The sequence below is a fragment of the Janthinobacterium sp. NKUCC06_STL genome (genome assembly GCF_019345455.1).
Taxonomy (GTDB): domain Bacteria; phylum Pseudomonadota; class Gammaproteobacteria; order Burkholderiales; family Burkholderiaceae_D; genus Janthinobacterium; species Janthinobacterium rivuli.
Genome location: NZ_JAHKQY010000015.1, coordinates 1 through 26300, shown reverse-complemented (window position 1 = coordinate 26300; position 26300 = coordinate 1). Strand labels below are relative to the sequence as shown.

Annotated in this window: 20 protein-coding genes and 1 pseudogene; 8 read left to right on the top strand and 13 right to left on the bottom strand. The window is 63.6% G+C overall.

Going from position 1 to position 26300, the window contains the following annotated elements; translation table 11 throughout:
• Nucleotides 1-99: 99 nt before the first annotated feature.
• A complete protein-coding gene (locus tag KO539_RS28430; RefSeq protein ID WP_219313567.1) occupies nt 100-1542 on the bottom strand; it encodes an OmpP1/FadL family transporter in 1443 nt (480 codons plus the stop codon).
• Nucleotides 1543-1739: 197 nt separating this feature from the next.
• Entirely contained in the window at nt 1740-4502 is a 2763-nt protein-coding gene (locus KO539_RS28425) for an EAL domain-containing protein (protein ID WP_219313566.1), read from the bottom strand.
• A 157-nt stretch (nt 4503-4659) separates the two neighbouring features.
• On the opposite strand from KO539_RS28425, the gene KO539_RS28420 reads away from it, so the two are divergent.
• A complete protein-coding gene (locus KO539_RS28420) occupies nt 4660-5634 on the top strand; it encodes a thymidylate synthase (protein ID WP_099403180.1) in 975 nt (324 codons plus the stop codon).
• Entirely contained in the window at nt 5634-6677 is a 1044-nt protein-coding gene (locus tag KO539_RS28415) for an SMI1/KNR4 family protein (RefSeq protein ID WP_219313564.1), read from the top strand. Before KO539_RS28420 ends, KO539_RS28415 begins: the two co-directional genes overlap by 1 nt.
• On the opposite strand, the gene KO539_RS28410 is transcribed toward KO539_RS28415, so the two are convergent.
• The 4 genes from KO539_RS28410 to KO539_RS28395 all read right to left on the bottom strand — a co-directional run bounded on the left by KO539_RS28410 (nt 6674) and on the right by KO539_RS28395 (nt 12522).
• Nucleotides 6674-8941, bottom strand: a complete 2268-nt coding sequence (locus KO539_RS28410) for an outer membrane beta-barrel family protein (RefSeq protein WP_219313562.1) — start codon at nt 8939-8941, stop codon at nt 6674-6676. The genes KO539_RS28415 and KO539_RS28410 overlap by 4 nt on opposite strands.
• A 181-nt stretch (nt 8942-9122) precedes the next feature.
• A complete protein-coding gene (locus KO539_RS28405) occupies nt 9123-10466 on the bottom strand; it encodes a VWA domain-containing protein (RefSeq protein WP_219313560.1) in 1344 nt (447 codons plus the stop codon).
• Nucleotides 10467-10475: 9 nt separating this feature from the next.
• Complete coding sequence (locus KO539_RS28400; protein WP_219313558.1) at nt 10476-11735, bottom strand: TerD family protein; 1260 nt, start codon at nt 11733-11735, stop codon at nt 10476-10478.
• A 211-nt stretch (nt 11736-11946) separates the two neighbouring features.
• Nucleotides 11947-12522: a TerD family protein gene (locus KO539_RS28395; RefSeq protein WP_219313556.1), complete on the bottom strand. Its 576-nt coding sequence runs from the start codon at nt 12520-12522 to the stop codon at nt 11947-11949.
• 238 nt (nt 12523-12760) lie between these two features.
• Here KO539_RS28395 and KO539_RS28390 point away from each other — a divergent pair, with 238 nt between their 5' ends.
• The 6 genes from KO539_RS28390 (at nt 12761) to KO539_RS28365 (ending at nt 19262) form a co-directional block, all read left to right on the top strand.
• Nucleotides 12761-13546, top strand: coding sequence for an alpha/beta fold hydrolase (locus KO539_RS28390; protein WP_257626531.1), 786 nt, complete (start codon nt 12761-12763; stop codon nt 13544-13546).
• On the top strand, nt 13543-14028 hold the full coding sequence (locus KO539_RS28385) for a dihydrofolate reductase (RefSeq protein ID WP_219313552.1): 486 nt from the start codon (nt 13543-13545) through the stop codon (nt 14026-14028). The genes KO539_RS28390 and KO539_RS28385 overlap by 4 nt, the downstream gene beginning before the upstream one ends.
• A 239-nt stretch (nt 14029-14267) precedes the next feature.
• Nucleotides 14268-16532: an arginine/lysine/ornithine decarboxylase gene (locus tag KO539_RS28380; protein ID WP_099377431.1), complete on the top strand. Its 2265-nt coding sequence runs from the start codon at nt 14268-14270 to the stop codon at nt 16530-16532.
• A gap of 157 nt (nt 16533-16689) precedes the next feature.
• On the top strand, nt 16690-18063 hold the full coding sequence (locus tag KO539_RS28375; protein ID WP_257626530.1) for a sigma-54 dependent transcriptional regulator: 1374 nt from the start codon (nt 16690-16692) through the stop codon (nt 18061-18063).
• 33 nt (nt 18064-18096) lie between these two features.
• Complete coding sequence (locus KO539_RS28370; protein WP_219313548.1) at nt 18097-18342, top strand: hypothetical protein; 246 nt, start codon at nt 18097-18099, stop codon at nt 18340-18342.
• Nucleotides 18243-19262 carry an acyltransferase gene (locus tag KO539_RS28365; RefSeq protein WP_257626529.1) on the top strand — a complete coding sequence of 340 codons (1020 nt, stop codon included), beginning with the start codon at nt 18243-18245 and terminating at the stop codon, nt 19260-19262. Before KO539_RS28370 ends, KO539_RS28365 begins: the two co-directional genes overlap by 100 nt.
• On the opposite strand, the gene KO539_RS28360 is transcribed toward KO539_RS28365, so the two are convergent.
• The 7 genes and pseudogenes from KO539_RS28360 to KO539_RS28330 all read right to left on the bottom strand — a co-directional run.
• On the bottom strand, nt 19219-19947 hold the full coding sequence (locus KO539_RS28360; RefSeq protein WP_219313544.1) for an amidohydrolase family protein: 729 nt from the start codon (nt 19945-19947) through the stop codon (nt 19219-19221). The genes KO539_RS28365 and KO539_RS28360 overlap by 44 nt on opposite strands.
• A 9-nt stretch (nt 19948-19956) precedes the next feature.
• Nucleotides 19957-20607: a hypothetical protein gene (locus KO539_RS28355; protein ID WP_219313542.1), complete on the bottom strand. Its 651-nt coding sequence runs from the start codon at nt 20605-20607 to the stop codon at nt 19957-19959.
• A 33-nt stretch (nt 20608-20640) separates the two neighbouring features.
• Nucleotides 20641-21510 (bottom strand): GIY-YIG nuclease family protein, encoded by an 870-nt coding sequence (locus tag KO539_RS28350; RefSeq protein ID WP_219313540.1) that lies wholly within the window; start codon nt 21508-21510, stop codon nt 20641-20643.
• A complete protein-coding gene (locus tag KO539_RS28345; RefSeq protein WP_219313538.1) occupies nt 21494-22522 on the bottom strand; it encodes an aminotransferase class I/II-fold pyridoxal phosphate-dependent enzyme in 1029 nt (342 codons plus the stop codon). The genes KO539_RS28350 and KO539_RS28345 overlap by 17 nt, the downstream gene beginning before the upstream one ends.
• Before the next feature lie 19 nt (nt 22523-22541).
• Complete coding sequence (locus tag KO539_RS28340; protein WP_219313536.1) at nt 22542-24716, bottom strand: hypothetical protein; 2175 nt, start codon at nt 24714-24716, stop codon at nt 22542-22544.
• A 10-nt stretch (nt 24717-24726) separates the two neighbouring features.
• Complete coding sequence (locus tag KO539_RS28335; RefSeq protein ID WP_219313534.1) at nt 24727-26082, bottom strand: hypothetical protein; 1356 nt, start codon at nt 26080-26082, stop codon at nt 24727-24729.
• Nucleotides 26083-26086: 4 nt separating this feature from the next.
• Nucleotides 26087-26300 (bottom strand): annotated as a pseudogene (locus tag KO539_RS28330) (hypothetical protein); the annotation flags it as partial.

The window sequence follows — 26300 nt, the reverse complement described above, 5'->3', positions numbered from 1 at the left end:
GTAAGCCGACAACTCCCGAAAATCCATGCACCCCAAAAAAAAAGCGCCCGAAGGCGCTTTTTTCATTTCATGGCGGCCGGGTCGGCCGCCACTACCTGCTTAGAACTTGTAGTTGTAAGCGAGACCGATCAACTGCATGCGGGTCTTGAACAGGCCCTTGGTGGTTTCACCGTTGCCGGTGCAGCCAGTCTTGACAGGCGAGCAGTCGTTTGTGTAATTGACATCAGCATCCTTGAAGTCGATATAGCTGTAGGCCAGGTCGATCGAGGAATTGGCGTTCAGCTTCCAGTTCGCGCCGATCGAGTACTGCATGCGGTCGCTGTCCGGCAGCGCTGGGTGGCGCAACTCGGCGCTGCGCACTGGCGCCTGGTCATGTGCGATACCGGCGCGCAGCAGCAGATTTTCGCTGTATTTGTAGTTGGTGCCCAGCGACACGCGGTAGGTATCTTTCCAGTTCTGGCGAATGCGCTCGGCGCCTTCGGCCGTCGGCGGGAACTGGATGTCCAGGTTCTCCAGGCGCGAAGTGCGGGTCCAGGTGACGTCCCCCATCAGAGCCCAACGATCATCCATCTGGTGGAAGGCGTTGACCGACAGGGTTTCCGGTGTGCGCAATTCCACCAGCGCCTTGGAATTGACCTTGTTCGAGGCCTTGGCGATGAAGGCGTTCACGGCCGGGTTGCTCGTCACTTGCGAGAAGTCCCAGATGGTGCTGCCTTTCAGCTGGTGCGAAATCGACGAGCGGTAAGCGATACCGAAACGCGTGCCTTCGTTCAGCTGGTACAGATAGCCGAGGTTGAAGCCAAAGCCCCAGTCATGGCCATCCATCGACGCGTGGCCGTCATTGATCTGTCCCTGCAGCGCAGTTCTCGCGGAGACAAACGCTGCCATGCCTTGCGTTTTCAGGATATTGCCGAGGAAGGCCGTCGATGCGGCTGGCGCTTTCTCGCCCAGGAAAGCAACCGTGCCCGGCACGTCCACGCCCTGGCCCAGTTCCGCCTTCATGTATTCGGCCGTTACGCCAAAACCGAACGAGTGATGCTGGTCCAGCTTGAACGACACGGAAGGATTCAGAGCGATGGCTTCAAGCTTGATATTGGTGATCGCATAACGGCCATGCCAGTCATTGCCATAGTCGAGCTTGGCGCCATACGGCACGAACAGGCCGGCACCCACAGTCCATTGATCATTGATCTTTTTGCTGGCATACAAGGCAGGCGCCACCACCGCATCCGGGGCGTAATCCTTGGTGGCCGTGAATGGCGTACGGTTACCCTTCCAAAACTGCTGCGAGCCCGTGTCCTGGTAGGTCGAATGCGGTACTACCAAAGTGCCGCCACCGACGAACTGCGTGCCTTCCAGGCGCGACAGGCCGGCAGGGTTGTAGAAAATGGTCGAGGCGTCGGCCGCTTCGGCGCCGCTGGCGTCGGCCGTGCCCTGGGCGGAAACGCTTTGCGAGCCGAAACGGTAGCCCGATGCTTGTGCGGTGGAGGAAATGCCGGCGAAAGCGGCAACGATCAGGAGGGGCAGATATTTATGTTTCAAGTTGGTCTCTCTTTATTATATGAAGGTCTTCGGCACACTATCGCGGGCATCCCAAACTGCCCCGTCTTGCACTTTTCTTGCCGCCGTGAACTCCAATTCACTGACGGCATGAGCGAAGCATATAATATTTTTTAGAAAAAAGCGAACGTTCGCTCTTTTTATGAAACAGCGTTGTTTTTCTCGTCCATCGCGCCGTTCTACAGTGCCAGCGCAGGGGCTGGCAGCGGTATCAGAAAGCGCTGATGCATCAGCGACAGCATCTGTTCGGCGGGCACGGGGCGCGAGATAAAATAGCCCTGCACCTCGTTGCATTGCAGGGCGCGCAGGATGTCGAGCTGCTCGCGCGTCTCCACCCCTTCGGCCACCACGCTCATGCCCAGCGCATGCGCCATCGACAGGATGGCGCGCACGAACACTTCGCCCTGCTCCGAGCGGCCCAGCTCCATGGTGAAGGCGCGGTCGATCTTCAAGCCATCCATGGCGAACTTCTGCAGCTGCGACAGCGACGAGTATCCGGTGCCGAAATCGTCGACCAGCAGGCGCACGCCCAGCGCGCGGATGGCAGACAGCTGCTCCACGGCGCGGTTCTGTTCATCCATCATGGCCGATTCCGTGATTTCCACCTCGATCAGCCGCGCATCGATGCGGTGGCGCGTCAGGGCAGACGCCAGCACCTGGTGCACGTCGCCGCGGCCGAACTGGCGCGCCGAGACGTTGATGGACACGGGCACCAGTTCCAGCCCGCTGGCCTGCCAGCGCGCCATCTGCAGGCACACCTTTTCGATGACGACTTCGCCCAGCTGCGAAATCAGGCCGCTGCTCTCGGCCACGGGGATGAATTCCAGCGGCGGCACCATGCCATGTTGCGGATGGTGCCAGCGCACCAGCGCCTCCATGCTGCACAGCTGGCCGCTCATGGCGTCGACGCGCGGCTGGTAGACGACGAGGAACTGGTCCTGCTCCAGCGCCGCCACCAGGCTTTGCTCGAGTTCGCGGCGGTTGCGGATGGTTTCGAACAGTTCCGGCTGGAAGAAGCGGTGATGGCCCTTGCCCGCCACTTTCACGGCATACATGGCGATGTCGGCGTTCTTCAGCAGCACATCCGTCTCGGCGCCATCGCGCGGATACAGGCTGATGCCGATCGAGGCGCCCATCTTGTGGCGTTCGCTGCCCAGGTAAAACGGTTCGTCGAAGGCGATGGCGATGCGCTGCGCCACCTGTTCGGCGCGGCTGTCGTCTTCCACCGGGTCGAGCACGACGACGAATTCGTCGCCACCCAGGCGCACCACGTGGTCGCCCGGCCGCAGCACGGCCTTCAGGCGCAAGGAGGCGGCGCGCAGCACCTTGTCGCCCTCGGCATGGCCCTGCGTATCGTTGATATCCTTGAAGCCGTCCAGGTCAATGAACAGCAGCGCCAGCATGTGCCGCGCGATGGCGGCGCGGCCCAGGGCGCCGGGCAGAAATTGCTGCAGCCAGTAGCGGTTGGGCAAGCCCGTCAAGCCGTCTTCATTGGCCAGGCGGCGCAAGTCGCGCTCGTGCTCCTTGGCCGTGCTGATGTCTTGCAGGGTGACGGCCAGGCGGTCGCCGCTGCGCACCACGCGCCGGCGTATCCAGCGCAGCTTGAAGGGGTTGCCTTCCGGCAGTTCGATCTCTTCCTCGGAAAAACCGGAAACCATGGCGGCCCGGTAATTATGGATCAGGTCGCGGAAATACGGCTCATGGGCGCGCGACTGCAGGCGCATGCCCAGCAGCTGTTCGCGGCGCACGCCAAAATAGCCGGCGCCCGGCTCGTTGCAGTCGACCATCTCGAAATCGAGGATGCTGCCATCCGCGCCGCGCAAGGCGGCAATGATATAAAAGCCGTCGCTCGTGCCTTCGGTGGCCATGCGGTAGGCATTGCGCACGCCTTCGGACTGGTGGTGGCGCCACGCCAGGCGCAGCGACAGCACGGTGGCGACGGCGGCAAAGGCCAGCAGCAGCAAGGTGACTGCGAAGGCAATGCCGAGATAAATCGTGCGCGTTTCCTCGTAGGGATGCAGCATTTCGCCATCCGACAGTCCGACCACGGCCGTAAACGGATAGGCTTTCAGCGCCTGCCAGCCCACATAGCGATTTTGCTTGTCAGAAAAAGCGATCCTGCCGCCGGAATGCATGGCGCCGCTCTCCGTTTCCAGAAAGCTGGTGTCGAGGAATGGCGTGCCCTGGCCGCGCCGGGTCGGCAGCACGCGCGCGCCCAGGCGCGTGCTGAACAGCTCGCCCTCTTCGCCCACCATGGCCGACATGCCGAACTTGCCAAAATTGACGCTGTTGTAGAATTCGGAAAAATAGCTGGAATGAATGGAAATGAGCAGCACGCCGTCGAAATTGCCATCCTCATCTTCCAGCCGGCGCGTGAAATGCACGAGGCTTTCGTCGGCGCCGGGGACCGTGGCTGCATCGTCCGCATTGGCCGCATTGACCCTCCCCAGCGCGATGCGCAGCGCGCTGGAATTGCTGCGCCAGTGGCGCAACAAAAAATCGCTGCGCTCGTTGACGCGCAGGCGCTGCAGCGGCGCCGTGGCCGTCACCGGGTGGCCCTTGCGGTCGAGGATGGCGACGATGGCAAATTGCGGCAAGGCATACATGCCCTGCATCTTCAATTGATCGAGACGCAAGTGGCCGCGCGAGTTTTCCCACTCATACTTGAGCTGCAAGGTCAGCTGGTCCATCTGCTCCAGGGTGCGCAGCAGATACTGGCCATATGCTTTCGACAACGAGGACACGCCGTCGAGCGCCTGCTGCTGCGCCACCTTCTTTTCCGCCTCCAGCTGCAGCAAGGTGGCCGTCCACAGTACCGCGCACAGGACCAGCCCCAGCAAGGGCCAGGCCAGGATCAGGCGCAGGTTGGCTTTGAGAAAATCGGCCCTGCTCATCTCCACCACGGCGGCGTTGTTATTATTTACAAATTGTCGCAAGAACATGGTGCAGCATCTGCCGTTTCTGTGTATTTCTTTAAGGACACACAAATTACCACAGAGTCATGTTTGCAGGTAAGACAGCAGCGTAATTATGTGCGTGGGCCGCGGCCCGCCTGTCGCGCCTGCGTTACAATCACCATCCTTACCGTTGGAGAAATACATGCAGCAATATCAAGATTTGATCAAGACCGTGCTCGAAACGGGCAGCTGGCAAGACAACCGCACGGGCATCCGCACCCTGAGCGTGCCGGGCGCCATGATGCGTTTCGACTTGGCTAATGGCAATTTCCCTGCCGTGACGACCAAGAAACTGGCTTTCAAATCCGTGATCGGCGAATTGTGCGCCTTCCTGCGCGCCTCGCGCAACGCGGCCGAGTTCCGCGCGCTGGGCTGTAAAGTCTGGGACCAGAACGCGAATGAAAATGCGCAATGGCTGGCCAACCCCTACCGCGAAGGCGAGGATGACCTCGGTCCCGTGTACGGCGTGCAATGGCGCCAGTGGCCCGCCTATAAACTGCTGGCCGCCGACCAGCCCGCGCAAATTGCCGACGCGCAAGCGAACGGTTTTACCTTGATCGCCCCCATCGTCGAAGACGGCGTGCAAAAAGTGCTGCTGTACAAGGCCGTCGACCAGTTGCGCGAGTGCCTCGACACCATCATGACGAACCCGGGCAGCCGGCGCATCCTGTTCCACGGCTGGAACCCGGCCGTGCTGGACGCCGTCGCCCTGCCCGCCTGCCACTTGCTGTACCAGTTCATCCCGAACGCCAGCACGCGCGAAATCTCGCTGTGTTTATATGTGCGCAGCAACGATATCGGCCTGGGCACGCCGTTCAACATCGCCGAAGGCGCAGCCCTGCTGCACCTGGTGGCACGCCTGACGGGCTACACGCCGCGCTGGTTCACCTATTTCATCGGCGACGCGCACATCTATGAGAACCACCTCGACATGGTGGAAGAACAATTGAAGCGCACGCCGTTCCCGGCGCCGCGCTTCGTCATTTCCGACCGCGTGCCCGACTATGCCAAGACGGGCAAGTACGAGCCGGAGTGGCTGGAAAAGATCGAGCCATCGGATTTCTCGCTGGAAGGCTATGAACATCACGCGCCGATCAAGGCCGCGATGGCCGTCTGATGGCAGTCACAGCACTCGCCGCCCTGCACCGCAAGCTGTTTGACGAAACGGATGGCAGCAAGTTCGCCCGGCTGAAAGAGCGGCTGATCAAAAAGCATGCCGCGGACGAGCGGCTGGCCGTGCTCGAGATCCTGATGGCGTATGCGCGCGATGGGCAACTGCTGCACTGGCGCAGTTTTTTGATGAGCGATATCGTGCATCTGGTGGAAGGCAGTCAACATGCGGCCTTTTTCACCTGGGCACTGGAGCAGCCCGCACTGGCGTACTGGGCCGTAGATGGCTTGCTGAAAAGTACAGGCGTGGACGCATATGCGCCCCTGGTGGCGCTGGCGGCGTCGAGCGCCACCAGCCTGGAAGTGCGCGCCAAGGCGATCAAGAGCCTGGCCGTGTTCAGCCGCCAGCCGTTTGACCAGGGCTTGCCTGCCGATCCCGGCCACTGGAAGGCAGAGCAGCTGCGACTCAGCGCCGTGCTGGCCTGGCAAGCGGATGGCTACCCGGACGGTGCAGGCTACAAGGCGCCCGCCACGCATTACTCGCTGACCCAGCCGCTGTCGCGCCTGGAAAAGGCAGCCACCTTCCTGGAACGACAACTGGCGCTGCGGCGCCAGCGCGAACAGGACCTGGCGCAACCGTCGAACTGGCTGACGCTCGCCAGCGCCGAGGACATGGCCGCCATCGACGCGCACTGGGTATTGCCGGAGATATACCGCCGCTTCCTGGAATGGTATTCGCCGCTGCGCGTGCATGTCGACGGCAAGCGCTTTCCCCAGGGCCTGCACCTGTACGGCGCGGCCGAGCTGGTGAAGGCCCAGCACGGCTACTCCGTCCATCCCGAGCGCCATCACGCAATCGCGGGCTGGCCGCCGAAGCTGGTGGTGATTGCCGATGCGGGCGGCGACCCGTACTGTGTGCATCTGGAAGAAAGAAGCATCGACGGCGACTTGCCCGTGTACCGCGCCAGCCATGGCACGGGCGAATGGCGCTTTGAGCAGCATACGGACGATTTCATCGACTTCCTGCAAGAAATCGCGCTGGCGGTCTAGCCTGCTTCTCCCGGCCCGCCCGGACCGGGGCCGCCTGGGCCGCGTCCGCCCGGCGGACCGAAACGCGGCTCGCGCTCGCCCTCTTTCGCCGCCGACGTGGTGCCGCCCAGGCGGTACGACAGCCCCACATAAATCATCCGTCCATCGAAGCGCCGCGTGCTCGTCTCGCGCAGCGAGGCGCTGTTGATGACGGTTTCCATCTTGTTGCTGCTGAACACATCGGTCACATTCATGACCAGGCTCAGCTGCGGCGTCACCGTGTGGCGCCAGCTCACATTCAAGGTATTGTTCGGCGAGCGGTAGCCCTGCCCCGACAGCATCTTGCCCTGCATTTGCAGGGCCAGCTGCAGCTGGTTGGCGGTGTTGAACTGGTAATTGAGGCGCGCGCGGCCGCTCAGGGCATTCGCCGTGCGCGTGCTGCGGTTGCCCAGGTCGTCCGAGCTCGTTTGCTGGCTGCGCGCCAGGTTGCCGCTCGTGTTCAAGGTCAACGATGGCGTCAGCTTGCCGCTGACGCTGAATTCCAGGCCGCTAGAATGGCTGCCTGCGCCGTTTTCCCGCGTGGTCAAGAGCACATTGTCGCTGATAAAGTAGCGGTAATCGACGATGGCGTCCGTGTCGCGCCGGTGATAGGCGCGCAAGCTGCTTTCCAGGCCCGCGATTTTCGTTTCATAGCCGATCTCGAACGAATCCGTCTGCGTCGGTTTCAGCTTCGGGTTGCCGGCCGACACATTGAACTCATCGCGGTAGACCACGTACGGATTCAGGTCGCCCGCATTCGGGCGACGGATGCGGTGCGCATAGCTGAAGCGCACATTGCTCTCGTCGCTGACTTTATAGGTAGCAAACAGGCTGGGAATATAGTTGACGTAATTGTTGCTGGCCTCGCTGCCGCTGGTGATCTGGCGCACGTTCAAGTCCGTGTATTCGGCGCGCAAGCCAGCCAGCGCGCCCCAGCGTTCGCTCAGGCGCATCTGGTAGGAGCCGTACAGCGCGATGGTGCGCTCGTCGAGCTCGAAACGGTTGCTGCGCATGGGGTTGACGGTTTCCAGCAGGCTGGCCGGGTTGATGTCCGTATATAAAGTGTCAAAACTGCTCTTGTTGTCGGCCACCTTGTAGCCCAGCTTGGCCGTGCCGCCCGCCAGCGGACGCTCGTAGTCGCCGCTGAAGTCGACGATGCGGTTGCCCGTCTCGCTGTGCTGGCGCGCGCGGCTGTCGAAGGCATAGGCCGGGGCCAGCGCGTAGGTATTGGCGTAATCGCTGTCGCTCTCGTTGGTCGACGAGGACACACGCAAGTCGATTTTGAGGGTTTCGCCCGGCAACTCGCCCTTGTGGTCGTAGCGCGCGCCCCAGCTGGTGTTGCGGCTGTCGCCGTTGCGCACGGTGCTGCGCACATAGTCGCCGATGGTGCTGCCCGTGCTGTCGCCGTTGATGTAGCGGTCGAGCGAGCGCTGGTCGTTGCTGCGCCCGTTATACGACACACTGGCGGCCAGGGTGTCGTTGGCGTTCAGGTTGTAATTGACGGTGCCGTGCAAGCCCAGCGAGTCATTCAAGCCATTGTTGCTGGACTGCTGGCTGCTGGGGGCGAAAGCGCCAGTGTCGCGTTCCAGGCGTTCGCGGCTGACCTCGCCCACGGAATTGCGGCCGTCATGGCGCACATTGATGCCGCCCTGGTAGCCCCACGGACCTTCGTTGTAGGTGCCGGACACGGCACTGTTGTAGCGCCCTGCGATGCCCGCATTCGCGTTGACGGTGGCAAAGCCGCCCGGCTTGCGGTTGCGCCGCATCACCAGGTTCAGGATGGGGCCGCCACCGGCCTCGTTGCCAAACTGGGCGCCGGGATTGTTGATCACTTCCACCGATTCGATATCGTCGGCCGCCATGGCGTTCAGGGTGGCGCCGCGCGAATCGCCCTGCAGCATGGCTGAGGGCTTGCCATCGATCAATATCTGCACATTGCTGCTGCCGCGCAGCGATACGGAACCATCGGGATCGACGGCGACCGACGGCACATTGTTCAAGGCATCGGCCGCCGTGCCGTTGCTGCTGCCCACGTCGGACTTGACGTCGTAAACCTGCCGGTCGATGCGGCCCGTGGGACGTTCGGCCGTCACGCTGACGGAAGGCGTAGACGCGGCGACGGGCGCCTTGGCTGGTGCGGGCTTGACGACGGTGTCGCCGCTGGTAGTCGTGGTTTGGGCCTGGACGGCGGCGCCGGAGACGAGCAGGCTGCCGCCCGCCAGACAGTGAAAGAGGATTTTATGCATTTGCTTAAAAAATAATGGAGACGCTACGGATGAGGCACTACGCCGTGGCGTGAGGGCACAGGCATGGGCACAGTTCCAGCATGCCACGACTCCCTTGCGCAAAGCAAATGCGAACCATTGTTATTTACTTCAATTTACAAATCTCTTGCACTTGTGGTCATACAGCCTCATCCGATGACCACTACCTCAGCAAGCCATTGCCGCGCGCCAGTTTCAGCCAGCCCGGATATTCCGTCATCAACAAATCATACAGTTCCGCATCGCTGTGCTCGTCGGGCGAGCTGACGGAAAAGTAATTGGCATTGTCGACCAGGCGGCCCTGCAATTCATCGAGCTTTTCCAGGAACGGGAAGTCGGAATCGGCAAAGGCGGAAAGAAACTTGCTTTTCGACTTGCGCCCCTTGCCGATGCCCATGAATTGCCAGAAGATGGGCTCATTGCTGGCCCAGCGCAATTGTTTCTCCGTCGTCGCCTGGTCGCTCGTGCCGCCATCGGTCACGAACATGACGTACACGGGTAACTCGGCCGCGACGGGGCGCGTGCGCTCGTCGCCGGCAGCGTCGGGGAAATAAAATGCGCGTATCGCCTGCATGGCGGCGCCGTAGCGCGTGTCGCCTTCCAGCGGATGGCGCTGTATCGCCTGGCCCACGTAGGTATTGCAATTGCTTAAAGCCATGGGCGCCGGATGGTGGACGTTTTTGCCGAAGAGGAAAACATCGATCTCGCCATCGTCGTCGAACTTGCAGCCCAGGGCCAGAATGCGTTCGGCAAAGCGCTGCACCAGTCCCTCTTTATACAGCCGCCCCATGGAGCCGGAAATGTCGAGGCACAGACACACCTTGGCGCGGTGCTCCGACAGTCCCACTTTTTGCAGCGACACGCCGGCCTGCTTGACCAGGCTGACCAGTTGCGGCGCTTCCCGTTCCACGCGCTTTTCCAGGTTGATCTTCGCCTGCATGACGGCCGACGCCGCCGCAGGGGTGGCAGCAGCGGCTGGCGCGGCCTGATCGACTTCGCCGCCGAAGTGGCGCACCAGCGCATCGAGTCCCCCATTAAAACCTTGCCCCACGGCCATGCAGCGCCAGCCGCCATCCTTGCGGTAGAGTTCAAGCAGCATGACGGCTTTTTCTTGCGCAAAATCAGATCCCGCGAAGGCGAAACGGGCCAGCTCGCGTCCTCCCGCCTGCAGGCGCACGTGGCCAGCTTGCAGCTGCGACATCACGCCGCCGCCATCGATGGACGCCGTCAGGACGAGGCGGTCTATGCTGGCCGGCAAGCGCGCCAGTTGCAAGGCAAACTCGGCCATGTCACCGGCGCTGCCCGCGCGCGCTTCCACGCCGCCGCACGGCGTGCGCGGCTGGTTGAAAAAGGTCATGTAGCGTTCGTCGGACAGCTTGCCGGCCGTATCGAGGCCGAAGCAGGCCACGTCGAGCGCCAGCCCCTGCGCGGCCACGCCGACCTGCAGCACGCCATCGGGAACGAGATTGGCCAGCGGCAAGCGCTGTCCCTTGGACAAGGTTTCCATCAGTGCCTCCTAGGCGATATAGCGGCGTGGATTGTCCGCATTGCAATCATCTTCATCTTCCTTGTCCTCGCCCTTGAAAACGACGGGACCGTTGAAGGCCAGTTGCAGGCTGTCGCCCTGCCAGCTCAGCCATGGCGTCGCTTCGCTGCCCGGTTCCGACGTCTTGCCCGACGGTTCCAGAATGATGCTGTCGGGCGTGATGCGCGCCATGCCGATCACATAGGTGTAGACGGTATCGTCGTCGGCCGCCTTGGACAAACGGAAATCGAACGCGCACTCGACGATCTGCTCGCCATATTGCATGACCATCTTCGGCCGCATGGACGCGACCGAGACGGCGCCATTGGCCACCGCCGAATACACGCTGAAGACGAGGCCCACCGTACCGCCGTAATGCTGCGCCAGCGCGGGATTGACTTCCACCGTTTCCGTGGCCGGCTCCTTGCCCGATGCGCCCGCCACGTCGCCCAGGTGGCGCACGAAGGGCATCGTATCAAAGTTGCCGGGCGTATCGGGCGCCTGGATGAAGCGCATCTGGCCGTTCGGCAAGAGGATGCCGACCCGCAAATCAAGGTCGTCGTTATCGTCGTCGCCATCGCCGTTATCGACCCAGCTGGCCTTGACGGTGAGTTTTTTCGGCGCGCCCGCGCCCTTTTCCAGCGACACCTTGTGCGTCTGGCCCGCCTTGGTCAGTGAAATCTTCGACAGGGAAATCTTGGGCGGCGGCGCCGGTTCAGGTTCAGCAACCGCCTGCGCCACTACACCGCCAAAATGGGCGACCAGCGCATCGAGGCCACCGTTGAAACCCTGGCCCACGGCCATGAAGCGCCAGCTCCCGTCCTTGCGGTAGAACTCGCCCAGCATGACGGCTTTTTCCTGCGCAAAATCAGCGCCCGCATATGTGTAGCGGGCCAGCTCGCGCCCGCCGTCGAGCAGGCGCAGATGGCCGCTGCCCAGCTGCGCCATGGTGGCAGCGCCATCGATGGCGGCCGTGACGACCAGGCGTTCGATGGAGGCGGGCAAACGCTCCAGTTGGTAGCTGAAACCGGCCGCATCGCCGGACGGCGCCGCGGTTTCCACGCCGCCACACGGCGTGCGCGGCTGGTTAAAGAAAGTCATGTAGCGGTCGTCGGACAGCTTGCCGGCGGCATCGAGGCCGAAACAGGCAAAATCGAGCGCCACGCCGGCGCTGGCGAGGCCCAGTTGCACGACATTGCCCGTGACGAGGCCGGACAGCGCCAGGCGCTGCCCCTTGATCAGGTTTTCCATGGGACTATTTATTCAGATGTGAGAGCTTCGGACAACGGCTCAGGGCAAGGCGCGTCGTCCGAAGACAGTACGAATGTACATATGCGTTGAAACGCCTGACAAAACCGTAGCGAGCGGCAACGAGTTGTGGCCGAGACGCGGAGCTGTGCTTTAGCACAGTGAGCATCGGAGGCCGCAAATCGCGACGCGCAGTAGGTTTTGACAGGTGTTTTTATGCGTTGATACCAAAAGAGCGGGCCAGAGGGCCCAGGCCGCCTTTGAAACCCTGGCCGATCGCCTTGAATTTCCATTCGCTGCCGGCGCGGTAGATTTCGCCGAAGATCATGGCCGCTTCCGTCGAGCCGTCTTCCGACAGGTCGTAACGGGCGATTTCCGCGCCGTTGTCGCCGTTCAGGCAGCGGATATAGGCCTTGCCGACCATGCCGAAATTCTGCTTGCGGTTTTCCGCGTCGTGGATGGTGACGGCCACGGCGATCTTGTCGATATCGGCCGGCACGTTGGCCAGGTCGACGGAAACTTTCTCGTCGTCGCCATCGCCGCCGCCCGTGGTGTTGTCGCCCGCGTGGACGATGGAGCCGTCAGCCGACTTCAGGTTGTTATAAAAAATGAAATCGGCATCGGAACGGGCCTTGCCATCCGTTTTCAGCAGGAAGGCGCTGCCGTCCAGGTCGAATGCGGCGCCATCGGTGGCGCGCGGGTCCCAGCCCAGGCCAATCACGATTTTCTTCAAGCCAGGAGCTTCCTTGCTCAGGTTGACATTGCCGCCTTTTTGCAAACTGATCGCCATGGTGTTTCCTCTTTATTTAATAAGGTTGGTTGCTAAGGGTTGCATTCGGTGTTTCAGGTCACGTCGCCGGCACCCCGGCTTGATGAGCCATGAGCCTACCATAAAGTGACGGCTTGCCAGCCGCGCACTATTGAAAATAATGCCATGAGGAAAATACCGAGCCGCTGCCTCGAGGTGAAAAATGGCGGATAATGCCACTCGACAAAAAATTTCACCCTCCTTGAACCCAGGCTTGTCCTTGAACAATACCAAGTTGAACAATACAAAGACACGGCTCGACTGCATTCCTGGCACCCTGTGCGACGCGCGCCTGTGGTCGCGCCTGGCGCCTGCCCTGGGCGACGCCTTCGATCTGCGGCACGTGCCTCTGCACCAGGCGCGCACGCGCCCGCAGATGCAGCAGATGATCGCCAGCCACAGCGCCCAACACGCCCATCTGGTGGGCTTTTCGCTGGGCGCCTACCTGGCGCTCGAACACGCGCTGGCGCACCCGCGGCGCGTGAAATCCCTTACTTTGATCGCCAATTCAGCCCAAGGTTTGCTGCCGGCGGAAGTCGACGCGCGCCAGCGTATCGTCGCCATGCTCGAGCGCAATGCCTATACGGGCATCACGCGCCAGCGCCTGCGCGAACTGCTGCACCCGTCACACCTGGACGATGCCGCCATCACGGGCCTGATCCAGCAGATGGGGCTGGACCTGGGCAAGGACGTGCTGCTGGCGCAATTCATCACCACCATAGACCGCCCCGACCTGATGGCGCGCTTGCCGGAACTCGGTTTCCCCGTGCTGATCGTGGGCGCCGAAGACGACAAGCTCGTCCGTCCCGACGATCTGCGCGCCATGGCGGAGCGCCTGCCGCAAGCCACATTGCACATCCTGAAAGACGATACCGGCCACATGATTCCCTTGGAAGCACCGGGGCCGCTGGCCGACGCCATGCGTGCGCATCTGGAGGCCGCCGGCAATTTCAACGATAATGACGGGCATCGGGCTACGCCCCCACCTTTTTCACAGAACCAATGAGCCATTTGACCATCATCGTCGCCACCGACCAGCAAGGCGGCATCGGCATCGACAACACCCTGCCGTGGAAATTGCCGGAAGACCTCGCGCATTTCAAGCGTCTGACAACGGGCCACCCCATCCTCATGGGCCGCAAGACCTTCGATTCCATCGGCCGCCCGCTGCCGAACCGCCGCAACATCGTCATCACGCGCAATCCGGACTGGCGCCACGAGGGCGTGGAAGCGGTGTCGTCGGTGGAAGCGGCCATCGCCCTGCTGGACGGCAACCAAGGCTATGTCATCGGCGGCGCGGAAATCTACAAGCAGGCATTGCCCTTGACACAGCGTTTGATCATCACGGAAATCGGCCAGACCTTTGACTGCGACGCCTTTTTCCCTGCCCTGGAGAATGCTGTGTGGCAAGAAACCGCGCGCGAGGTGCACGTGTCGGAGAAATCCGGCCTGCCTTACGCCTTTGTCACGCTGGAACGCAAAGCCTGATAAGGTTGAAAGTGGTTAGCAGAATGTTGCTGTAATACCCCTGTCACACCCATGCGTCACGCTAGTGCAAGCTTGTGACGCTGTGGGGTGATATTTTTTTCCCGCAGAGGCCGCATTTCTGCGAGAATCCCGTTCTTATTTTTTTTCTGCGGCTGCCCGGTTGCGTTACCGCCTGGCTGTCGCGCCCTAGTCCGCCCCTCCACATAAGTCAGGGGCGGCTTGCTTTTTTGGAGACATGCATGAAATTTCGTTTCCCTATCGTCATCATTGACGAGGATTTCCGTTCTGAAAATACGTCCGGCCTGGGCATTCGCGCCCTTGCCGCCGCAATGGAAAAAGAAGGCATGGAAGTGCTGGGCGTGACCAGCTACGGCGATTTGTCGCAATTTGCCCAGCAACAATCGCGCGCGTCAGCCTTCGTGCTGTCGATCGACGATGAAGAATTCGGCGGCGGTTCCATCGAGGAAACCGACCACGCCTTGAAGTCGCTGCGCGCCTTTGTCGAGGAAATCCGCTACAAGAACGCCGACATCCCTATTTATCTGTACGGCGAAACGCGTACCTCGCGCCATATTCCGAACGATATCCTGCGCGAACTGCATGGCTTCATCCACATGTTCGAAGATACGCCGGAATTCGTCGCGCGCCACATCATCCGCGAAGCGAAATCGTATCTGGACGGCCTGTCGCCGCCATTTTTCCGCGCGCTGGTGCACTACGCCAACGACGGTTCCTACTCGTGGCATTGCCCCGGCCACTCGGGCGGCGTGGCCTTCCTGAAGTCGCCGATCGGCCAGATGTTCCACCAGTTCTTCGGTGAAAACATGCTGCGCGCCGACGTCTGCAACGCCGTCGAAGAGCTGGGCCAGCTGCTCGACCATACGGGTCCGGTCGCCGCGTCCGAGCGCAATGCGGCGCGCATTTTCAATGCCGACCATTGCTATTTCGTCACCAACGGCACCTCGACTTCGAACAAGATGGTGTGGCACTCGACCGTGGCGCCAGGCGACATCGTCGTCGTCGACCGCAATTGCCACAAGTCGATCTTGCACTCGATCATCATGTGCGGTGCCATTCCCGTGTTCCTGATGCCGACGCGCAATCACCTGGGCATCATCGGTCCTATCCCGCTGCATGAATTCACGCCGGAAAGCATTGCCCGCAAGATCGAGGCAAATCCGTTCGCGCGCGAAGCGAAGAACAAGAAGCCGCGCATTCTGACCATCACGCAATCGACCTACGATGGCGTGATCTACAACGTGGAAACCCTGCGCGAAATGCTGGATGGCAAGATCGACACCCTGCACTTCGATGAAGCGTGGCTGCCGCACGCCACTTTCCACGATTTCTACAAGAATATGCACGCCATCGGCAAGGACCGTCCGCGCGCCAAGGAATCGATGATTTTCTCGACCCAGTCCACGCACAAATTGCTGGCCGGCCTGTCGCAGGCCTCGCAAATCCTCGTGCGCGAATCGGACACGGTCAAGCTGGACCAGGACGCCTTCAACGAAGCTTACCTGATGCACACGTCGACGTCGCCGCAGTATTCCATCATCGCCTCGTGCGACGTGGCCGCGGCCATGATGGAAGCGCCGGGCGGCACGGCCCTGGTGGAAGAATCGATCATGGAAGCGCTCGATTTCCGCCGTGCCATGAAGAAGATCGACCAGGAATGGGGCCAGGACTGGTGGTTCCAGGTCTGGGGTCCGGCCACCTTCAACGACGAAGGCATGGGCCAGCAGGAAGACTGGATGATACGCGCCGAGGATGACTGGCACGGTTTCGGCGATCTGGCTCCCGGATTCAACATGCTCGACCCGATCAAGGCGACCATCGTCAACCCGGGCCTGTCGCTGGACGGCCAGTTCGGTGACACGGGCATTCCCGCGTCCATCGTCACCAAGTACCTGGCCGAGCACGGCGTCATCATTGAAAAATGCGGCCTGTACTCGTTCTTCATCATGTTTACCATCGGCATCACCAAGGGCCGCTGGAATACCCTGTTGACAGCCTTGCAGCAATTCAAGGACGACTACGACAAGAACCAGCCGATGTGGCGCATCCTGCCGGAATTTGCGGCGGCCAACCCACGCTATGAAAAAATGGGCTTGCGCGACCTGTGCCAGCAAATCCACGATTTCTACAAGGCCTACGACGTGGCACGTTTGACGACGGAAATGTATTTGTCGGACATGATCCCGGCCATGAAGCCATCGGACGCTTTCGCCAAGATGGCGCACCGCGAAATCGAGCGCGTGGCCATCGACGAACTGGAAGGCCGCATCACGTCCATCCTGCTGACGCCGTATCCACCGGGCATCCCGCTCTTGATCCCGGGCGAACGCTTCAACAAGACCATCGTCGACTACCTGCGCTTCGCGCGCGACTTCAACGAGCGCTTCCCGGGCTTCGAGACGGATGTGCATGGTCTGGTGAAACGCGAAGTCGATGGCAAGCGCGGATATTTTGTTGATTGCGTGAAATTGGACGAGAACGTCTAAAGACGTTGACGTTCGTTGAACTTCATTAATGGCGCCGCCTGATGCAAATCAGGCGGCGTTTTTCATTACGGGCTACCGCGCACGCTTGCGCCAGATCAAACGGCTGGGGTGTCGGACTTCTAAGATGGGCCACTCATGCCCTCGTGATGGCTGGCATATGGCGCTCAAGGTCTGGCTGGAGATTATGCAGCAGGCGGCGGCTGGCAGCGGCGCCTTGCTGATGACGGCCTTGAAGCAGGCTCAGGTAACTGTAGCCCGGCGGCACGATGGCGACGAGGACGGTGCGGGCATCGTGCTGTTTGCCGAAGCCGATAGCGTGCTGCTGCAAGCGCTGCCGGTGCTGTGCCGCCATGCGCGCGTGCTGGCCATTGCCGCCTGCGGCCATCCCCCGAGCTGCGCGCAGCAGCGCGCCCTGATGGCCGCTGGCGCCCTCGATGTGCTGCTGTGGCCTGGCGGCGTCATCGATACGGGCCAGGTGCTGGCGCGCCTGCAGCGCTGGCAAGCCGTGGCGCAGTTGCTGGCGTCCGGCGCCGTGCGCCAGCAGCTGGTGGGCGACAGCGCGGCCTGGACCGCCTTGCTGCACCAGGTGGTGGAAATGGCCGCCTTCAGCCAGGCACCGATGCTGATCACGGGCGAAACGGGCACGGGCAAGGATTTACTGGCGCAACTGGTTCACCGTCTCGGCAACTGCAGGGGCGACTTCACCATTCTCGACTGCACCACCCTGTCGCCGGAACTGGCCGGCAGCGAACTGTTCGGCCACGAAAGGGGCGCGTTTACAGGCGCGGCGGCGGCGCGCGACGGCGCGTTTGCCCTGGCCGACGGCGGCGTGCTGTTCCTCGACGAAGTGGGCGAACTGCAACTGCCCCTGCAGGCGCAGCTGCTGCGCGCCATCCAGGAGCGCAAATACAAGCGCGTGGGCGGCAATACCTGGCAGCCGACGCAATTTCGGCTCGTCTGCGCCACCAACCGCGAACTGGAAGACGAGGTGGCGCGCGGCGCCTTCCGTGCCGACCTGTATTACCGCATCGCCGGCTGGCGCTGCCAGACGCCACCCCTGCGCGAGCGCCAGGACGACATCCTGCCGCTGGCCCGGCATTTCCTCGCCGAACTGGCGCAACGGCCGCCGCCCGCGCTGGACGCCGCCGTGAGGGAATACCTGCTGCTGCGCGACTATCCGGGCAATGTGCGCGAACTGCGCCAGACCGTCACGCGCATCTGGCACCGCCATTGCGGCCCCGGCCCCATCACCATCGGCGCCCTGCCGCCCGAAGAACGGCTGCTGGCGCCGCCCTGGCCCGACCAGCACTTCGAGGCGGCCGTGCGGCGAGCCCTGGCGCAGGACTGCAAGCTGTCGCACATCACGCGCTGCGCCACCGATGTGGCCATCCGCCTCGTGCTGGCCGAGGAAGGCGGCAACAACCAGCGCGCCGCCGCCCGCTTGGGCGTGAGCGACCGCGCGCTGCAGATACGCCGCAAGGCGGCCAGCTGCGCAGCGCAGCTGGCGCCGCCTGATGTTGTGCCACCATAAGACCGGCAACAGCCAGACGGCTATAGTCGGCCCATGTCCAGCCCAGCCTGCCATCGCCTGTCCGCCTGTTTCGAACTGTCGCGCCCCGGCGCGGCGCCGCAGCTGCGCGCCATGGAAGGCTTGCGCGGCCTGGCCGTGCTGCTGGTGTTTCTTGTCCACTATGTCAGCCTGGAAGCGCCATGGCGCGGCGACGGCAACGCCATCACGCCGCTGGCGACGGCCCTGCACAGCATGGGCAATGCGGGGTCGACCTGTTTTTTGTGCTCAGCGGCTATCTGATCTATGGCTCGCTGATGTCCCGCCAACAAGCGCTGCTGCCCTACCTGCGCCGCCGCGCGCGCCGCATCTATCCCGTCTACAGCTGTGTCTTCGTCCTGTACCTGCTGCTGTCGTGGGCCCTGCCGTCGGAAAGCAGGATACCGGCGGCATGGCCGCAGGCAGTCGCTTATCTGGCCAGCAATTTTCTGTTGCTCAGCGGCTTCACGGCGGCGCCACCGTTCATCAGCGTGGCCTGGTCGCTCAGCTACGAAATGCTGTATTACCTGCTGATCCCCCTGCTCATCCTGGTCTTCGATTTGCGCCGGCGCAGCCGCAGCTGGCGCGGCCGCTTCTTCGCCGTGCTGACCTTGCTGGCAGGCGGCCTCTTCGCCATCTTCGGCGGCCCCGCCCATTTGCTGCTGTTTATCGCCGGCATCCTTGCCCATGAAGCGCTGGCAGCGCCCGCCTGGCGCGCGCCGCCCCCCGCACTGGCCGCCTGCGCCGTGCCGTGCGCGCTGGGCTGTTTGTTGCTGCCACTGGCACTGCTGCTGAAACTGGCATTGCTGGCGTGTGCCTTTTTCCTGCTTTGCCTGTGCTGCTTCCAGGCGCGCGCCAACTGGCTGGCGCGCCTGTTTTGCTGGACGCCCTTGCGCTGGCTGGGCAATATCAGCTATTCCTACTATCTGATCCACGGCCTGGCGCTGAAAGGCGCCTTCCTGGCGCTGGCGCTGTTTCATCCGCCGCAAGCGCATGGCCTGGCCTTCTTTTTACTGTTGATGCCGCTCATGCTGGTTCTCAGCCTGCCACCGGCAATGACACTGTTCCTGCTCGTCGAGCGGCCGCTGTCATTGTTGCCATCACAGGCGTCCGTGCCTGCGATGGCGACGGCTGCGGTGTCTAGCCCAGCCTTGCCAGCCGCAGGAAATTCTCCCCCAGGATGAGCGCGGCATCGGCTGGCGGCAAGCCCAGCAGATGAATCTTGTGCAATTCCAGCCCCGGATGCAGCCAGGGGCCGTCCGAACCGAACAGGACCTTGTGCGGTCCCGCACGGCGCACGGCCTGCCCCAGCAAGTCGAAGCGGCGCACGCCCGAGCTGTCCGTATGGATGTTAGGGTGGCGCACCAGATGGTCGATCAGCGCCAGCTGTGCAGCCCATTCATCGCCAAAGCTGCCCAGGTGCGGCAGGATAAAGTTTACGTCGGGATACTGCTGCGCCAGCAATTCCGCCACGGCCACCTCGCCGGCCGGGTCGTACAGCACGGGCAAGCCGAAGAAGCGCGCCGCCTCGCACAGTTCGCCGCTGATGCGCGCGTCAAGCCGGTGCGCCTTGATGCCGACAAAGCCGTAACGCTCGACGGCCGTGCGCACCATGTCCTGGATGCGGCCCCGGTCGCGCCGCGCATGCACGAAGGCAAAGCCGTAAAAACGCTGTGGATCGGACGCGACCAGGCGCGCCACGCCATGGTTGGCGATGGCGTAGTCGGAGTGGAAGGTCGCGAACAGCACGCTGCGGGCGATGCCGGCCGCTTGGGCGCGGCGCAGGTAGGCTGGCAGCGGCGCATCGCTGTCCCACGGCCCGCTCAAGCCGTCGCCCGGTCCCGCATGGCAGTGGCAATCGATGATCATCGTGCCACGCTATTGCCAGTCGCCCATGACGACGATGCGGTTGCCGCGCCGGCGCCAGCGTCCGCTTTCATCTTCCTGCTGCGGCGCAGGCGAGCGAAAGTGCGGCAATTGCTGGTGCAGGGCCCGCGTCAGCGCGCTTTCCACGGCGCCCGCGCTGCCGTCGCCGTCGGCCGCCAGGCGCGCCGCCTGCCCCGCGATGCGCACGAAGCGGCGCGCCAGTTCCAGTTCGCGGTCGGCCGGCGCTGCGCTCTCCATTTCGAGTTCCAGCGCATTGCTGGCCGCGCGCCCCAGGGCCGACCCGAGCGCTGTGCCCACGCCCGGTATCGGTATCATCGAGCCGAGGGCGCCACCGACAAAGGGCAAGGCCGTCTTGGCCACGGCTTTCAAGGCGCCGCCCAGCGGCTTGGCCACCTTGGCAAGGGTAGCGCCCACCTTCTTGACGCCCTTCCACACGCTCTTGAAGACATTGCCGAGAAACTGTTCCAGTTCCTCTTCGCTGGACACTTCCAGCAACTCCATGGCCAACTGCAATTCTTCCTCTTCGCTCAAGACAGCCGGCGCGCGGCCCTTGCCGGGCCAGTCCCGGCCGAACTCCAGCACTTCAAACGCGGCGCCGGCCCGCTGCCGGCATTGCGCACATTCGCATTCGAGTTGGTGCATGATGGTCTCCTTCGCAGTCATCAAGTGCTGGTGTCAACCCCACATTTCACCGAGCACGGCCATTTCCAGTTCGCGCCGCTGGTTGGTCAGCACGCCGCGCCGGTGGGTAAACATGTCGCTGTGGATATCCTTTTCCATGCTGCGCCGCTGCGCGGCCGAGGATAGCGGCGCCACGTATACGTCGTGCGCGCTCATGTCCATGCCCATCATCTTGCCGCACAGGTGGTGCTGTTTCAGGCGCCGCCGCAAATCATCGGTCTGGCCACTGTAAGCGCGCCGGCCATCCTTGGTGTCGAACTCGATCACATACAGGCCCGGCCCCGTGGCCTTCGCATCGTTGACGGCCTGCGGAATCGCACCCACAGCCTGGTAGCGCAAGGCGGCCGCGCCCGGCACACGGCCCAGGGTGGACGCCAGGATGGGTGGCACTTCACCCTGCATCTGGTCGCCATCCTGGTCCTGGTCTGGATCCTGGTCCTGCGCCGGCTCCTGCTGGCCGCCGGACACGGGATACGGCGCCGTATCCATGGTGGGATAAATGGTGGGATAGATGGCGCCATAGCCGCCCCAGCCCCGGTAGCGCGGCGGATACGGCAAGGGTGGCGGCGGATAGCGTGGCGGCCGGCGCCCCTGGCCCTGGTAACGTGGCGGCGCGGGACGGCGCGGCCCCCGCAGCGGTGGCCTTGCGCGCAATCCGCCACCGCGCATGGGCATGGCACCGCGTCCGCCGCCCGGGCGCGCACGCTCGCCTTCCCATCCACGCTCCCACTCACTCTCCCATTCACCTTCCCACTCGCCCTCTTCCTCCCCTTGCCACTCCTGCGACCACTCTTGCGACCATTCCTGTTCGCCGGCCGCTCCCGGCTGCCCCGCAAAGGGCAGCACTTCAAACGCTTCGTGCATATCGCCTCCTGATGTGATGTTCAAGCAAGTTCATCGCCTGTTCCAGTTGCCGCGGCGTCTGGTCCGCCCGCAGCAAAAAAGTCAGCGCGCCGGGACCATTCCCCGCTTGCGCCAGCGCCAGCACGCCCGCTGCGTGCAAGGGTGGCTGCAAATGGGCGCGGCCGGGCAGGCGCTGCACGGGGAAGCTGCCACCGCGGCAAACGATGCCGGCCGCCGCCATCCCCGTCTTCCATTGCGCCACCCTGTCCGCCAGCCTGGCGCGCAAAACGTCGCCATGGCGCGCATTGAGCGCCAGCGCGCGCCGCGCCGCCGCCAGCACGGCGGCCGACGGCGGACTGGCGTGCACGCGCGTCTGGCTGTGCGCCGCGAAGCGCCGCAACAGCTTGCGGCTGCCGGCCAGCACGGCCAGCGGCACGCCAAATCCCTTGGCCAGCGAGGCGCCGACGATCAGCGATTCTCCATGCAAGCCATGCAGCCGCGCCGAGCCGCCGCCCTGTGTACCCATCACGCCCAGCACCTGCGTGTCGTCCAGCAACAGATAACCGCCGCCCTGCTGCGCCAGGGCCGCATAGCCGGCCAGCGGCAAGATCTGTTCGCTGCCCGGCACATAGCCATCGGCCAGGATCAGGGGACGCCGCCCTTGCCGGCCCCAGGTTTCCACCAGTTGCCGCAAGGCCGCCATCTCGCCGCTGGGAAACAATCGCAGCGGCAAGCCCAGCGCCTGCGCCCGCTCGGCGCCCCAGCGCGCGATGGCGTAGCTGCCGCCATCGACGAGGATCACCAGCCGCTCGGCAGCCAGCATGCCGAACAGGTCCCAGAACAAATGCAGGGTCGACGGCAGCACGCAGGCCGCTTCGCAGCCTTGCAGCGCAGCCAGGTCCATGGCCAGAGCCTGCGCGCCGGGCGGTTCCTGCAGCGCGGCCGGCTGGCCCAGGCTCAAGCTGCTCCACGGCGCCAGCGCGGCTGCCGGATGGCGCATGCCCAGGTACAGGGCACTGCTAAAGTCGAGCATGCACGCGTCCCCTCCCGCCCTAGACGCTGCGCAGCTGCTGGCTCAGGCGCTGGCGCAGCAGCACCGAGGGCATCGTCGATTCGACCACCGGGTCGCTGCTGTCGACGGACAAATCGACCCCGGTGGCGGCGCGGTAACCGTGGATATAGCCCTGCACCTGCGGGCGCCAGAAGCGCGCCCAGTTGAAGGCCTGCGTCGGTTCATAAATGTCGCTCCAGTTGCCATAGCGCACGGAGAGCAGCAATTGCTCGCCAAAGATGGCCAGGTTACGGAAGTGCATCACGCTCGTATCCGTCCAGCCCTGCAGTTTCTTCATGGCGTCAACCCTGTCCATCCACGGTTCCGGATACGCCACCATCACGCGCGTCGGCAAGAATTCACGGAACTCGGGCCGCGCCAGCATCCATTGCTGCATCAGCATCTCGATGCGCGCCGTCGACGGCAAGTCGCCGAACTGGTTGTGCGCGCCCTGCGACAGGATCAGGTGGATCTCTTTCAAGGCATTCAGCACGGGGAAGGCGTCCGCCTTCACGGTGGTGTCGTCATCCTGCTTGTAGAACGAAGTGAGCAGGCGCAGCAAGTGGTGGAAGGCCTCCAGGAATTTGGAGCGGCTATCGGCTGGCCGGAAGTGCTGCACTGCCTTGCCGTCCAGGCGCACACCGTAGTGATGGTCATACTCATAGTTCCGGCGCATCACGGTCAGCCGATGCTGTTCATCCTGCGTGTATCCCCAGAGTAAATTATTCAGCGGACGCAACATGTCGATTTCCGTGTTCGACAGGGGATCGAGATGGTTGCCCGGCGCGCGCAGGTTCTGGAAGCGCTGCGCGATGGCGTTCATGGTTTGCACCAGCATGCCCTCTTCATGCCAGTAGGACCAGATCAGTTCCAGCAGGCAAGGATTGGCCAGCTTTTCCTGGATGATGCCAAAGCACAGGTCGACTTCGCCTTCCTGGCCGCGCGGGATGCTGATGGGAATGTCGGGCAGCTTGCGGCGGATCACGGCCAGGTAGGGCAAGGTCTGGAAGCCGTCGATGTTTTCCAGGTAATCGTTGCGCAGCACGGTTTCCAGGTCGCGTCCCTGGGGTATGTCGCGCCGGTCCAGGTAGGCGTTGTCCTCGGCCGGATTGAAGGCCAGCGGCTGGTTCAGCACGCCGCAATTGACCATCACGAACGCTTCCGTCGCCACTTTCAGCACGCGGTAAGAATCGGCATCGGAAAACGGCAGCGCGCGGCGCTGCTTGAGCTGCTGGAACACCTCGGCCTTTTTGACGAAGCGCTCCTGCTCGAAACCGCGCACATTGGCCAGGTCGCCGCAAAACAGGCTGTCCATGAAATGCAGGTAATTGGTAAACGACATCGCCTCGGTGCTGTTGCGTATCAAGGTCCACAGCGGCAAGTCTTCCGTCGGCTCCGTTTCCGTGCGCGTCAGCGACACGCCCACATTGCCCGAGATGGGTTGCGGCTGGCGCTCTTCCGTCTCGTATTCCGCATCCACGGCCAGCATGGCGTTCGGGCTCAGCCCTTCGGGCACGGGCAAGGCGCTGCGCAATTCGGGCCGCTGCGACAGCATCATCTGCCCCATGAAACGGTGCATGCCGGCGCGCCGCACGGGGGTGGAAAAGGTATTCGCCGCGCCGCGCATGGGCACCCATGGCGCGGCGGCCAGCACCTGCACCTGGTCGCGCCCATCGGCGCTTTGATCGCCGTCAAAGGAAACGGTGGCCACGGCGCGGTCGCCCACCCTGCCGAAATGGCAGTCGCTGGGCTGGCAATCGGCTGTCTCGAACACCAGTCCCACCTGGGGATTGAGCTGGGGCGTGAAGCACAGCACGGCGCTGCAACCGGCCTGCACCATCACGCACTGGGGCGCCGTGGCGGGGAAATTGCCATACACCCCCACGTAGCTGCCCGTCGCCAGGTCGGCAAACACGGTGCGGCCGGTGCCGTCGGTCCAGCGCACGCCCACCAGCATGGCGGAATCGGCTACCCAGGTGGCGGCATTGAACAGATGGCAATCGGCATCCATGCCCCGATACAGGCTGATGGCGGCATTGACGACCCTCACGCCGCTGTCCTGTTCGTGTACGGTGACAGCGATGCTGCCGCCGTGGTGTTTCGGACCGGCCTGGCCCGCCGCCCCGCTCTTGCTGCTCATCTTGCCACCCATATTGCTGCTTATCTTGCTGCTCATGTCATTCTCCTCAATGGATAATCAAACGCGACGCCAGGGGCGGCAGCGGCCTGCCGGACTGGCGGCCATGCCGCACGACATCGGCGCACAGCTCCGACGTGTCCAGCGTGCTGCGCAGGGCCCAGTGGCTCAGCAAACGTCCCAGCAGCTCGCTTTCGTCTTCCGGGCTCAAGGTGCCGCTGGCGCGCGCCTGGCCCAGCACGGCGAACACCAGGGTTGGCGTCGCCTGGTACATCTGCGCCGGCGCCAGGGTCCAGCTGCGAAACAGCTGCGCCAGCATGGCCGGCTGGCGTGTGTGCACGGCCATGGCCTCGACCAGCGAGCCGCCGCGCAAGGCTGGCGGCCGGTGCTGCACCAGCAAGCCCACGAGGGCAGCCATGCTGGCCTGCAACTGTTCCAGCAGCCGCTGCCGGGCAGGCGGCAGACCCGTCAACGGGTAGTACGACAGCCACAGCTGCTCCAGGCGGTCCCACTGCGGGTGCGGATACAAGGCCCGCCCCATGGCGCAGCTCAGGCGCACCCGCAGCCATGGCACCGGGTGGGGATCGTCGATATTGAGGCGGAAGACAAACACGCGCGGCAGGCTGACCACGCCGATCAGTCCCAGGGTGGCGGCCACGCCCACCCGCGCCAGCGACCAGAAATCGGCCACGATTTCGGATATCCACCGTTCCCACAGCTGCCATACGTGTACGGCACCGCTGCCGCCGTGCTGCATCGCTTGCAGCACGGGCCGCAAGGACGCCACCAGATCCAGCAGCGCCGCACCCTGGTGGCCCACCTCGTGCACCAGCGACGAGGCGATGCTGCTGCCGATCATGCGTTCGCGCGGCAGGCGGATGATGGCGACGGGATTGTCGCCGCCGCCCGGCAGGCGCGTGCGCGCACGGCGGATGGCCGCGCCCGGTCCCCGGTCCAGGTAGCAGATCACGGGCGGCGCCTGATACACATTGCCGGGCAGCGCCAGCGCATCGGCGGCAACGATGTCGAGGCCAGCCAGCCACACGCCCGTCTTGTGCTCGCTGCGCTGCGTGATGACTTCGTTGAACAGGTCGAACTGGGTCAGCGCGGCATTGAACTTCAGGCGCAGGAAGGTAAAGCGGCGCTGCGCCTCGGCGGCCGTGGCCATGCTGGCGCCGTCGGCGTGCTCGCGCCGCAACCACCACTGGAACTGGGCTACCATGCGCCGCAGTTCGCGCCGGCCCTGCACCAGCTGGCTTTCGATGGCCGACTGGGCGCTGGGCATCAGGGCGGCCGCCAGCACCGTCGGTTCGATCAGCGCGAACGGCTCCAGCCGCGCCAGCCGGGTCAGCAGCGAGCGTGCCTCCTGCGCCAGCATCCAGGCAGCGTAAGCGCCGATGGCCATGATGTCAGACGCCGTACAGGACGATTTTGTGGCCCTGGCGCGCCCAGCGCCCGCTGGACTGGCGCATGCCGCCCTGGCCCTGGCCGCGTCCGCCGCCCTGCGCCATGCCGCCGCCCACACCGGCGCCGCTGCCATTTTGCGTGGCGACCTGGCTGCCGGGGCGCCCCAGCAAGCCGGGCGCGGCCACGCCGTCATCGCCATCCTGCACGACATCAATC